A 12477-nucleotide genomic window follows, 5' to 3' on the forward strand; every position below is an offset into this window, starting at 1 on the left:
GATTGCAAAGACTCCCGATGACCCGCGGCCGCCTCTTCCTCGTTCCCAACACCCTCGACTTCGGCATGGACGGCCAGGAGGTCGACCTCCGCGAGGTGCTGCCCGACGCGGTGCTCGCCCGCGCGGCGGCGATCACCCACTGGGCGGCGGAGAACGCCAAGACCACACGCGCCTTCCTCAAGCGCGTCGGCGCGATCCATGCGCTGGCGGTGCCGCTGCAGGAGCAGCGGATCGAGGAACTGCCTCGTCCGCCGAAGGGTCGCGCTCCGGCGGCGAACGCCGCAGTGGGCGCGGCCGCCGAGGACAAGGCCTGGGCGGCGCTGCTGCAACCGGCGCTGGACGGCCACGACCTGGGGCTGATCTCCGAGGCCGGCATGCCCGCGGTGGCGGACCCCGGCGCACGGCTGGTCGCGGTGGCGCATGCCGCTGGCGTGGAGGTCGTCCCGCTGACGGGACCGAGCTCGCTGCTGATGGCGGTGGCCGCCAGCGGCCTGAACGGCCAGAGCTTCGCCTTCGTCGGTTACCTGCCGGTCGACGCGGCGGAGCGCGCGACCCGCATCAAGTCGCTGGAAGCGGCCTCCGCCCGGGACCAGCAGACCCAGCTGATGATCGAGACGCCCTATCGCAACGGCGCATTGCTGCAGGCGCTGCTGGCGACGCTGAAGCCGACGACCGCGCTATCGGTGAGCTGCGGCCTCAGCCTGAAGGACGCCTGGACCCACACCGCCACGGTGGCGCAGTGGCGCAAGGCGCCGAAGGCGCTGGCCGACAAGGTGCCGGCGGTGTTCTCGATACTGGGCTCGCACTGATTGAGCGCACGGACCGAAGGCGCTGACCGAAGGCGCCATGAACAAAGGCCGGACGCCTCGCGGCGGTCCGGCCTTCGTCATTCAGGGCCATGAGCCTCAGGCTCGAGCCCGGGCCCGTTCGCCGCTCAGGACTCGCTGTCCGCGGTGACCGGCGGCTTCTTGGCGCCGAACAGCGCCGCCACCTTCTTCTTCGGCTTGATGTTGGCCGACAGACCGCTGCGCGGCGCCTGCGCGCCCCCCTTCTCCCAGGACGGCGCCTCGGCGCGTTCGCTGACTTCGTAGGGCTTGTCGAACAGCGGATCGTAGGCCTGGCGCTGCGGCGCGCGCGGCGCCGAGGCGTGCGAGCCGTAGGCCTCGTCGCGGCGGTCCTCGCGCTCCCGGCGGAAGTCGCGGCGCTCGCCGCGGTCTTCGCGATCACCACCGCGGTCACCGCCACGCTCGCCCCGGTCGGACCGCTCGCCGCGGTCGCCACGGTCGCCGCGGTCGAAGCGGCGACGCTCGCCTTCGAGTTCGATCGGCTCCAGGTCCAGCTTGCGCTTGATCAGCTTCTCGATCTCGCCGACCAGGCGGGCGTCCGCCTTGGTGACCAGCGTGAAGGCCAGGCCCGAGGCGCCGGCACGGCCGGTGCGGCCGATGCGGTGCACGTAGTCCTCGGCGTTGAAGGGCACGTCGAAGTTGAAGACGGCCGGCAGGTCGGCGATGTCCAGGCCGCGGGCGGCGACGTCGGTGGCCACCAGCAGTTCGACCTCGCCACGCTTGAACGCCTCCAGCGACTTCAGCCGCTCGTCCTGCGATTTGTCGCCGTGCAGCGCGGCGGTCTTCAGGCCGTCGCGCTCGAAGGCGCGGGCCAGGCGCGCGGCGCCCAGCTTGGAGTTGACGAACACGATCGACTGCGTGATCTCGCGCTGGCGCAGCAGCTGCTTGACCGCGGCGCGCTTGTCGTCGTCATCGACGCTGAAGAAGCGCTGCTCGACGGTGGACGCCGTGGCGTTCGGCCGCGCGACCTCGACCAGCTCCGGCTCCTGCAGGTAGCTCTGCGCGAGCTTCTTGATCTCCGGCGAGAAGGTCGCCGAGAACAGCAGCGTCTGGCGCGTCTTGGGCAGGTAGCTCAGGATGCGCTGCAGGTCGGGCAGGAAGCCGATGTCCAGCATGCGGTCCGCTTCGTCGAGCACCACGTACTCGACGTGGTTGAGCACCGCATTCTTGGCTTCGATGTGGTCCAGCAGGCGGCCCGGCGTGGCGATCAGCACCTCGACGCCGGCCTTGAGCTGCAGCGTCTGGGGCTTCATGTCGATGCCGCCGAAGACGCAGGCCACGCGCAGCTGCGTGTGCTTGGCGTAGGCCTTGACGTTGTTGGCGACCTGGTCGGCCAGCTCGCGGGTCGGGGCCAGCACGAGGGCGCGCACCGGATGGCGGGCGGGCGACATCGAGGCGTTCTCGTGCTTGAGCATGCGCTGCAGCAGCGGGATGGAGAACGCGGCGGTCTTGCCGGTGCCGGTCTGAGCGGCGCCCATCACGTCTTTGCCGGACAGGACGATCGGGATCGCCTTGGCCTGGATGGGCGTCATCGTCGCGTAGCCCTGGTCGGCCACGGCACGCAGCAGCTTGGGGTCCAGCGGCAGCGTGTCGAAACGGGGGCTTGGCGTCGGGGTGGATTCGGTCATGGGCGCGGATTATCCTCCAAGCCCCCGAAAGCCCCGGGAAACCACCGATCCCGGCGCGTGCAGCACCGCATGAAGCGGGCCGCGGCGTGCAGGATCGGCCTGCCGGATCAGGGCATCGAACGGTCGGTCAGCTTGCGCTGATCGCCGCGGAACACCATCCACTTCGGGGTGCGGAAACGCACGATGCGCCAGTACAGCGCGACGTAGGCGACGCCGAACAGCACCATGCAGGCGGCGATCGCCGGGGTGGAATCCCAGAACAGCAGCGCCGGCGCCAGCGACGAGAGGCACAGCGTCCACAGGTAGGGCGCGGTCATCGAGTTGCGGCGCGTCATCAGGCGCGCGTCGCGTGCGCCAATCGCCCAGCGCATCAGGCGGCGATAGATGAGCGAGTGCAGATGGATGCCGTCCGGATCGCCGGGGCTGGTGTTGCGCAGGAAGCGGCGGCGGTAGATGGAGAACACCGTCTCGAACACCGGGTAGATGCACACCATCAGCGCGAACAGCGGCGAGACCTGCGGATGGCGGTGGATCAGCAGGATGGCGATCTCCGCCAGGTAGAAGCCCATGAAGTACGCGCCGCCGTCACCCAGGAAGATGAGCCCGGCGGGGTAGTTCCAGACGAAGAAGCCAAGGATGGCGCCGACGCCGGCCAGCGCCCAGAGGGCGAGCTCGGTGTCGCCCACCTGGTAGGCGACATAGGCCAGCGACAACAGCATGAGGCTGACGCACATCGAGGACAGCCCGTTGAAGCCGTCGATGATGTTGACCGAGTTGGCGACGCCCGCGACCACGAAGACGGTGATCAGCACCGCGCCCACGGTGGTGCCGACGATGAAGTCCAGGCCGGGGATGTCGGTGCGGTTGATGGTCGCCTGGAGGAGCCAGCAGCCGAGCGCTGCGGAGATCGCGGTGGCGATCAGGCGCTCGCGCGGGGAAACCTTCTTGGTGAAGTCCTCGATCAACCCGGCGCCAAAGGCCGGCAGGCCGGCCAGGAGCAGGAGCAGGCCGGTCTTGGCTTGGGGATGCTTGAGGAACCAGGCCAGCGCGACCATGCCGACCAGACCGACAAAGATGCCGAGGCCACCAATGCGCGGCACAGGGCGGGCGTGAAACTTCTGGGGGCCGGAAAGGTCGTGGTCCGCAGACAGATGCCCGTGCACGGTCGACGAATGCACGACATACAACGTGATCGCCGCCGCCAGTGCGAACGGGATGAGCAAATACAACATGGCCGGCAGTGTAACGATCAGCTTCCGGTCCCCGGCGGTTTTGGCGCAACAGCGCTGCCATAGAATGCCGCGCTGGCCGCCCCGACACCCCTTGTCACAAGGCACATCGGGGCGGCTCTCCCTTTCAGAGACGAGATCACGCATGGAACTTCGCGCCCAACGCGCCTCTTCGCCGGTGTCGACGATGACTCGATCCCTCCAGACTTTCCAAAAGCCCGCGCTGGCGCTGTTGATGGCCTGCCTGATGGCGGGTCCGGCCCTCGCGCAGTCGATGGGAAGTGGCCAGACCTCGTCCGAGAACAGCAGCGATGTCAGCGGCCCGGTCCGACTGAACTCCACGACGCGCGGCACGCAGGACGCGTCGACGCAGCAGCAACAGCAGCAGCAGGCGCAATCGGCCATGCCGCGCGCGCCCAAGTACGTGCCCGGCGAGTTCGAGATCTACGTCAACAAGCTGCTGGGCCTGGACCTGACGGATCCGCTCACGCTGGAACAGCTGCGCCGCTCCGAGTCAGGCCTGACTGAAATCGGCACGGTGACGCAGACGCAGACCGGCGCTGTCGGGAAGGCGACGACGATCTCCACCGACAACATCGTTCGGCGCCTGGGTGCCGACCTGATGCTCGATGCCCGCATGGGCTCGGACACCGACGGCCCGCGCCAGGCGCCCTCGGACTACCTGATCGGCATCGGCGACGAAATCCAGGTCACCGCCTGGGGCTCGGTGGACGCCGACCTGCGCCTGACCGTCGACCGCGCCGGCCGCGTCACGATCCCGCGTGTCGGCCCGGTGCTGGTGGCTGGCGTGCGCTACGGCGACCTGAACGACGTGGTGCGTGCCCGCATCGCGCAGGTGTTCAAGAACTTCCAGGTCAGCACCTCGCTGGGCAAGCTGCGCACGATCCGCATCTATGTGACCGGCTTCACCGCGAAGCCGGGCGCCTACACGGTCAGCAGCCTGGCGACGATCGTCAACGGCCTGATCCGCGCTGGCGGCCCGTCGGCGGCCGGCAGCTTCCGCCAGATCGAACTGCGCCGCAACGGCCAGGTCGTCGCCAACTTCGATGCGTATGACCTGCTGCTCAAGGGCGACAAGGCCAGCGACCGCGCGCTGCAGGCCGAGGACGTGATCCATATCGGCCCGATCGGCCCGCAGGTCGCGGTGCTGGGGAGCGTGAACAAGCAGAGCATCGTCGAACTGAAGCCCGGCGAGACGATCGACGACGTGCTGGCGATGGCTGGTGGCTTCAGCGCGGTGGCGGACCGCTCGCGCATCTCGATCGAGCAGTTGAGCGATCGCAATGACCGCCGCGTGCGGGAGCTGCCTCTGCCTGCGCAGGCGAAGGCCGCGGCGTCCAACGGCGATGTGATCCGCGTGTTCAGCAGCGTCAACACGGCGCTGCCGCTGGCCAAGCAGTACAAGCGCGTGACGGTGGAAGGCGAAGTGTCCCGCCCCGGTGAATACGTGCTGCCGCCGACGAGCACCCTGCAGGACGCGATCGCCGCGGCTGGCGGACTGACGCCCCAGGCGTATGTCTTCGGCACGGACTTCTCGCGCGAGAGCGTGCGGCAGTCTCAGCAGGAGAACTACGACCGTGCGCTGCGCGACCTGGAGACGGAGTTCACCAAATACGCCAGCACGCAGCGTGCGACGACGGCTGATGAAGCAGCGGGCAATGCGCAGCGCGCCGCTGGCAGCGAACGACTGGTGGCGCGGCTGCGGGCCGTGCGCCCGACGGGCCGCGTGGTTCTGCAACTGGAGTCCGATGCGCGGCAACTGCCCTCGTTGACCGTTGAAGATGGCGATCGCTTGCTCATCCCGGCGAAGCCGACGACGGTGGGGGTGTTCGGAAGCGTCTTCAATTCGGGCAGTTTCCTCCTGCGCGATGGGGCGTCGGTAGACGACGTCATGAAGCTCGCGGGTGGCCCGACCCGTGGCGCCGACGCGGGCGGCGCCTTCGTGATCCGCGCCAACGGCACGGTCGTGAGCGCGCGCCAGTCGAGCAGTGGCTGGCTGGGCTTCGGCTCCGGCCTGGCGAGCCTGTCCGCACTGCCGGGAGACACGGTCTTCGTTCCGGAGGAAATGAACAAGACGACGTTCATCCAGGACGCGAAGGACTGGACGCAGATCCTGGCCAACTTCGGCTTGGGCATTGCAGCGTTGCAGACGATCAAGAACTGACGCCTGGTTGAGGAGAAATTTTCTGTGAGCACCCCACACCTGGCGACGGCGCCGGCCGGCGCGCCCGCCGGCAACGCGGGCTTCGGCCCCGTCGACCTGATCGCGATCCTCGCGCAACGCTGGAAGCTGCTGATCGGCGGCTCGGTCGGCGCGGGAGCCGTGATGCTGGGCATCTCGTTTTTGATGAGCCCGACCTTCACCGCGCAGACGGTGTTCCTGCCCCCTCAGCAGCAGCAGAGCGCCGCCACGGCGGCCATGGCCTCGCTCGGCGCACTGGCCGGCATCTCTGGCGGCTCACTGGGCGGCAAGACCCCCGCGGACCAGTACATCGCATTACTGCGCAGCGTCAACGTCGAGGAGCGTCTGGTTGAACGCTTCAAGCTCATGGAGCTCTATGAGGCCAAATACCGCTTCCTGGCGCGTCGCCGGCTGGAGCAGAGCACAACCATCTCGCTGGGCAAGAAGGACGGGCTGATAACGCTCGAAGTCGACGCACACGAGCCGAAGCTGGCGGCGGACATCGCCAACCAGTACGTCGCCGAACTCCGCCGCCTAATCGGCGAACTCGCGCTGACGGAGGCGCAGCAGCGCCGTGTCTTCTTCGAGACGGAACTCAAGCGCACGAACGAGCGCCTAGCACAGGCCCAGAAGACGCTGCAGTCGGGCGGCTTCAATGCCAACGCCATGAAGGCCGAGCCACGGACAGCCGCGGAAACCTACGCTCGCATCAAGGCCGAAGCCACCACCGCGGAGGTCCGCCTGCAGACGATGCGACGCACCCTTGCCGACACGTCGCCTGAGGTGCAGCAGCAGTTGACGATGCTGTCGGCTCTGCGCGGCCAATTGGCGCAGCTCGAGAGCAACGCAGCGGGCGCCAATGATTCAGACTATCTGGGCCGCTACCGCGAGTTCAAATACCAGGAGGCCCTGTTTGAGATGTATTCCAAGCAGTTCGAACTGGCTCGACTCGATGAAAGCCGGGAAGGCAGCGTGATCCAGGTGGTCGACGTGGCCACGCCACCGGAGTACAAGAGCAAGCCGAAGCGGGCGGCGCTGGCGCTCGGCGCAGCGGTCGGCACCTTCATCCTGCTGTCGATCTGGATTCTGGGGTCCTGGCTGCGTAGGGCGGGGCGCGCCACAGCCTGAAGGCGATTCGCCGGAGCCGATCCCTTCCGAAAGAGAACCGATCGCGAGCCGCCCATGCGCGCCGCGACTTCGCAGACAACCCGCAGAGCCGCGACGCACATCGTCGCGGCCTTGCCATAGCTCGACAACGCATGAACCCGAACGCAAAGATCTTCGTGACCGGTCACCGCGGCATGGTGGGCAGCGCGCTGGTCCGCCAATTGAATGCCGAGGGCTACCAGCGCATCATCACCCGCTCGCGCGACCAGCTCGATCTGTTGAGCCAGACCGCCGTCACCGAGTTCCTCGCCACCGAGCAGCCGGACTACGTCTTCATCGCCGCGGCGAAGGTCGGCGGCATCCAGGCCAACAACCAGTACCGCGCGGACTTCCTGTATCAGAACCTCATGATCGAGGCCAACCTGATCCATGGCGCACACCTGGCCGGCGTGCAGCGCCTCATGTTCCTCGGCTCGAGTTGCATCTACCCGCGCGACTGCGCTCAGCCGATCAAGGAGGAATACCTCCTCACCGGCCCGCTGGAGCAGACAAACGAGCCCTACGCGATCGCCAAGATCGCCGGCATCAAGCTGGCCGAGAGCTACAACCGCCAGTACGGCCGCGAGTACATCAGCGTGATGCCGACCAATTTGTACGGCCCCAACGACAACTACGACCTCGCCAACAGCCACGTGCTTCCAGCGCTGCTACGCAAGGCGCACGAGGCCAAGTTGCGCGGGGATTCGGAATACGTGGTCTGGGGTTCGGGCACACCACGGCGCGAGTTCCTGTATGTCGACGACCTCGCCGACGCCTGCGTCTACCTGATGAAGCAGGGCTATGCCGGCCCGTTGCTCAATGTCGGCACCGGCGAGGACGTGACGATCCGCGAGCTCGCGGAGACGGTCATGGACATCGTCGGCTTCGAGGGCCGCATCGTCTTCGACAGCACCAAGCCCGACGGTACGCCGCGCAAGCTCCTGGATGTCAGCAAGCTCGCCGCGCTCGGCTGGCGTGCCCGCACCTCGCTGCGCGACGGCATCCGTCTCGCCTACGACAGCGCTCCTTTCCGCGCCTGATCCACCTCATCCAGAGATCTCTCCATGTCGCAACGCAAAGTCGCCCTGATCACGGGCATCACGGGCCAGGACGGCGCCTACCTGGCGGAACTGCTGCTGGACAAGGGCTATGAAGTGCACGGCATCAAGCGCCGCGCCAGTCTGTTCAACACCGACCGCGTCGATCACCTGTATCAGGACCCGCACGTCAATAACCAGCGCTTCAAGCTGCACTACGGCGACCTGACCGACAGCACCAACCTGATCCGCATCATTCAACAGGTGCAGCCCGACGAGATCTACAACCTCGCCGCGATGAGCCACGTGGCCGTCAGCTTCGAGACGCCGGAGTACACCGCCAATGCTGACGGCATCGGCACGCTGCGCATCCTGGAAGCAATCCGCATTCTGGGCCTCGAGAAGAAGACCCGCTTTTACCAAGCCAGTACCTCCGAGTTGTATGGACTGGTGCAGGAGATCCCGCAGAAGGAAACCACGCCCTTCTACCCGCGCAGCCCCTATGCGGTGGCCAAGATGTATGCCTACTGGATCACGGTGAACTACCGCGAGGCCTACGGCATGTACGCCTGCAACGGCGTGCTGTTCAACCACGAGAGCCCGCTGCGCGGCGAGACCTTCGTGACTCGCAAGATCACCCGGGCAATCGCCCGCATTGCGCTTGGCCTGCAGGACTGCCTGTACCTGGGCAACATGAGCGCGCTGCGCGACTGGGGCCACGCCAAGGACTACGTCGAGATGCAGTGGATGATGCTGCAGCAGGACAAGCCCGAGGACTTCGTGATCGCCACCGGCGTGCAGTACTCGGTGCGCCAGTTCGTCGAGTTCGCCTGCAACGAACTGGGCATCGGCATCACGTTCTCCGGCGAAGGCGACCAGGAGATCGGCACCGTGACGAGCGTGGCCGACGCCGAACGCGCGTTCTGCAAGGTCGGTGACGTGATCGTCAAGGTCGACCCGCGCTACTACCGTCCGACGGAAGTCGAGACGCTGCTGGGCGACCCGACCAAGGCCAAGGAGAAGCTGGGCTGGACGCCCAAGACCACGCTGCGCGAGCTTGTTGCCGAGATGGTCGAGGCCGACTACCAGTCCGCCAAGCGCGACAGTCTGGTCAAGGCCGCCGGCTTCCAGGCCTACGACTACAACGAATGAACGCCCGCCGGCGTCCGAGGTGGTCGCCGGCGCGCACGATGCTTCGATGCTGAGGATCTTCCGATGAAAGCAGTGATTCTGGCCGGCGGCTTGGGTACCCGGCTGAGCGAGGAAACCGCCACGCGGCCAAAGCCCATGGTGGAGATCGGCGGCAAGCCAATCCTGTGGCACATCCTGAAGATGTATTCCCACCATGGCGTGAACGACTTCGTGATCTGCTGCGGATACAAGGGCTACGTCATCAAGGAGTACTTCGCCAACTATTTCCTTCACATGTCCGATGTCACCTTCGACATGCGTCACAACCGCATGGAAGTGCATCACAAGCGTGCCGAGCCCTGGAACGTCACGCTGGTGGACACCGGCGACGACTCCATGACCGGCGGACGCCTGCGGCGCGTGGCCGACTACGTGAAGGACGAAGAGGCGTTCTGCTTCACCTACGGCGACGGCGTGGGCGACATCGACATCTCCGCCACGATCGCATTCCACAAGTCGCACGGCAAAGCCGCCACGCTGACGGCGACCTATCCGCCCGGCCGCTTTGGCGCGCTGGACATCCGCCAGCACCAGGTCATGAGCTTCAAGGAGAAGCCCAAGGGCGACGGCGCAATGATCAACGGCGGCTTCTTCGTGCTGTCGCCCACGGTCCTCGACCACATCGAGGGCGACGCGACGACTTGGGAACAGGAGCCGCTGAACACCTTGGCCGAGACCGGCCAGTTGATGGCGTACGAGCACACCGGCTTCTGGCAGCCGATGGACACGCTGCGTGACAAGCATCTGCTGGAGTCCCTGTGGGCATCTGGCAATGCGCCCTGGAAGATGTGGTCATGAGCTCGACGCAACGGACCTCGCCGACCTTCTGGAAGGACAAGCGGGTCCTCCTGACCGGACACACCGGATTCAAGGGCAGTTGGCTCTCCCTGTGGCTGCAATCGATGAAGGCCGTGGTACGCGGCGTGTCGCTGAATCCGCCGACGGAGCCGGCGATGTTCAATGTCGCTCGCGTGGCCGAAGGCATGGAGCATCGCATCGCCGACATCCGGGACTTCACCGCGGTGAAAGCGCAGATGGAGGAGTTTCGGCCCGAGATCGTCCTGCACATGGCGGCCCAGCCCCTGGTGCGTCTCTCCTACCAGCAGCCGATTGAGACCTACGCGACCAACGTAATGGGCTCGGTACATGTCCTCGAGGCTGCCCGTCATGTGGGTTCGGTCAAGGCCATCGTCAACGTCACGACGGACAAGTGCTACGAGAACCGCGAGTGGGTGTGGGGCTATCGCGAGGACGAGCCCATGGGCGGCCACGATCCCTATTCCAACAGCAAGGGCTGCGTAGAACTGGTCGCCTCGGCCTACCGCAAGTCCTTCCTGAAGGAGGCTGGCATCGCCATGGCGACGGCCCGTGCGGGCAACGTGATCGGAGGCGGCGACTGGGCGCTGGACCGGCTGATCCCGGACATCCTGGGCGCGCTGCAATCGGGCAAGCCGGTGCTGATCCGCAACCCGCACGCGATCCGTCCCTGGCAGCATGTGCTGGAGCCACTGTCTGGCTACCTGCTGCTGGCCGAACGGCTGTACACGCATGGGCAGGCCGATGCCGAAGGCTGGAATTTCGGGCCGCGCGATGACGACACCCGCCCGGTGCATTGGATCGTTGAGCGCCTGTGCGATGCCTGGGGCGAGGGCGCGAGCTGGACCCTCCAGCCTGGCGACCACCCGCACGAGGCCAGCTTCCTGAAGCTGGACATCTCCAAGGCGCGACAGCGACTGCAATGGGCGCCGCGCTGGACGCTGGAGACCGCGCTGGCGCGCATCATCGACTGGCATCGCGCGTGGCTGTCGGAGCAGGACATGCGCGCCTGCACGCTGGCCCAGATCGAAGCCTTCCAGCGTGACGATTGATTCGAGACCAGGACCCGCAATGACACGACGCCTCCTTCTCACCGGCGCCAACGGATTTCTGGGGCGTGCGTTCCTGGGCGCCGCCGCGCCCGGCACCGAGATCGTTGCCCTGGGCGGCCGGAGGCAGGCCCCGGTACCGGGACTCGCGGTCGACCTCCGCGACAAGGACAGCGTGCGCGCGGCGGTGCGCGAGGTACGCCCCACCCACGTGTTGAATTTCGCCTCGCTGGGCGTGACGCGCGACCAGAGCACCTTATCGGACCTCCTGGCCGTCAACACAGTCGGCGCGCTCCATCTCGTGGACGCGCTGGTCGAGGAGGGTCTCGCCGCTCAGACCTTCCTGTTCGGCACGGCCTATGAATACGCGGATTCGATGCAGCGACTGAGCGAGTCGGCCACGTTGGAGCCGAAGTCGCCTTACGCGATCTCCAAGACGACGTTGTTCCACAGTCTGAAACAGTATGGCGACGCTTTGCCGCTGACCTTCCTTCGCCTGTTCAACGTCTTCGGCCCCGGGGAACCAGCGGAGCGGCTCATTCCGTTCATTGCCAGCAAGGCGCGCGCCGGCGAGGAGATCCCCCTGACCGGCGGCGAGCAACTGCGCGACTTCATGTTCGCACCTGACCTCATCGCTCTGCTGCACCGCCTAGTTGACGTCCCAGCCGACACGGCGTCGGGTCTGCGCACGCTCAACGTCGGAACGGGCGAGGGCATCAGCCTGAAAACGTTCATCGGCTACGTGGCCGCGGCGCTGGAACGCCAGGGGCTAGCACCGAAGCTAAGGTTCGGCGCCCTGCCCTACCGCACGCATGACCCGATGCGATGCGTGGCCGACAATGCTCTGCTGAGCACGCTGCTGGGCGAGCTGACCTTTACCGACCTCCAGATCGCCGTCGACAAGACCGTTCTGGCACTCCATGAGCACTGATCTCTATCAAATCATCGAGCGGCGAAAGCTGGTCGACGAACGCGGCTTCTTCCTGAAGACGATGACCGGCCTCGAGCCCGACTTGCCGGTCGAATTCGGTGAGATCTACGTGATTCGCGGCGATCAGGGCAAGGCGCGCGCGAACCACTACCACGATGTCGCCACGGAATGGTTCACCCTGCTGGAAGGCCAGGTGAAGCTGAACCTGCGCCACGTCGACACTGGGGAGTCGGCCTCGCTGCTGCTTAGCGACGATGTGCCACGCACGGTTCGGATCAACCCGCGGGTGGCGCACTCCCTGATCGGCGTCGATGGTCGCGACTACCTTCTGATGGCCTACACCGACCGACGCTATGACCCGGTCGACACCGTCGCCCATCCGCCGATCGAGCTGTGAAGCGT

The 12477-nt window shown here is 66.5% G+C and carries 11 protein-coding genes; 9 read left to right on the plus strand and 2 right to left on the minus strand.

All coding sequences use genetic code 11. The features are described 5' to 3' along the window. Nucleotides 1-17 precede the first annotated feature (17 nt). Complete coding sequence (locus FHT37_RS14175; protein WP_183482324.1) at nucleotides 18-809, plus strand: SAM-dependent methyltransferase; 792 nt, start codon at nucleotides 18-20, stop codon at nucleotides 807-809. Nucleotides 810-934: 125 nt separating this feature from the next. On the opposite strand, the gene FHT37_RS14180 is transcribed toward FHT37_RS14175, so the two are convergent. Both FHT37_RS14180 and FHT37_RS14185 read right to left on the minus strand, forming a co-directional pair. Next, nucleotides 935-2473 (minus strand): DEAD/DEAH box helicase, encoded by a 1539-nt coding sequence (locus tag FHT37_RS14180; RefSeq protein WP_183482329.1) that lies wholly within the window; start codon nucleotides 2471-2473, stop codon nucleotides 935-937. A 107-nt stretch (nucleotides 2474-2580) separates the two neighbouring features. Then, nucleotides 2581-3705: a glycosyltransferase gene (locus FHT37_RS14185; RefSeq protein WP_183483010.1), complete on the minus strand. Its 1125-nt coding sequence runs from the start codon at nucleotides 3703-3705 to the stop codon at nucleotides 2581-2583. Nucleotides 3706-3889: 184 nt separating this feature from the next. On the opposite strand from FHT37_RS14185, the gene FHT37_RS14190 reads away from it, so the two are divergent. From FHT37_RS14190 to FHT37_RS14225, 8 genes are all read left to right on the plus strand, one after another. Continuing rightward, a complete protein-coding gene (locus FHT37_RS14190) occupies nucleotides 3890-5887 on the plus strand; it encodes an SLBB domain-containing protein (protein WP_175538335.1) in 1998 nt (665 codons plus the stop codon). Nucleotides 5888-5911: 24 nt separating this feature from the next. Further along, nucleotides 5912-7033: a Wzz/FepE/Etk N-terminal domain-containing protein gene (locus FHT37_RS14195; RefSeq protein WP_091726693.1), complete on the plus strand. Its 1122-nt coding sequence runs from the start codon at nucleotides 5912-5914 to the stop codon at nucleotides 7031-7033. 131 nt (nucleotides 7034-7164) lie between these two features. Beyond that, complete coding sequence (locus tag FHT37_RS14200) at nucleotides 7165-8091, plus strand: GDP-L-fucose synthase (protein WP_091726697.1); 927 nt, start codon at nucleotides 7165-7167, stop codon at nucleotides 8089-8091. A 24-nt stretch (nucleotides 8092-8115) separates the two neighbouring features. Continuing rightward, nucleotides 8116-9240, plus strand: a complete 1125-nt coding sequence (gene gmd, locus FHT37_RS14205) for a GDP-mannose 4,6-dehydratase (RefSeq protein ID WP_091726700.1) — start codon at nucleotides 8116-8118, stop codon at nucleotides 9238-9240. 63 nt (nucleotides 9241-9303) lie between these two features. Further along, nucleotides 9304-10077, plus strand: coding sequence for a glucose-1-phosphate cytidylyltransferase (gene rfbF / locus FHT37_RS14210; protein WP_091726703.1), 774 nt, complete (start codon nucleotides 9304-9306; stop codon nucleotides 10075-10077). Beyond that, entirely contained in the window at nucleotides 10074-11147 is a 1074-nt protein-coding gene (gene rfbG / locus FHT37_RS14215) for a CDP-glucose 4,6-dehydratase (RefSeq protein ID WP_183482332.1), read from the plus strand. Before rfbF ends, rfbG begins: the two co-directional genes overlap by 4 nt. Nucleotides 11148-11166: 19 nt before the next feature. After that, a complete protein-coding gene (locus FHT37_RS14220) occupies nucleotides 11167-12075 on the plus strand; it encodes an NAD(P)-dependent oxidoreductase (protein WP_183482335.1) in 909 nt (302 codons plus the stop codon). Further along, on the plus strand, nucleotides 12065-12472 hold the full coding sequence (locus FHT37_RS14225; RefSeq protein WP_091726715.1) for a hypothetical protein: 408 nt from the start codon (nucleotides 12065-12067) through the stop codon (nucleotides 12470-12472). The genes FHT37_RS14220 and FHT37_RS14225 overlap by 11 nt, the downstream gene beginning before the upstream one ends. The last annotated feature ends 5 nt before the right edge of the window (nucleotides 12473-12477 follow it).

Source organism: Mitsuaria sp. BK037, assembly GCF_014193045.1.
Lineage (GTDB): Bacteria > Pseudomonadota > Gammaproteobacteria > Burkholderiales > Burkholderiaceae_C > Roseateles.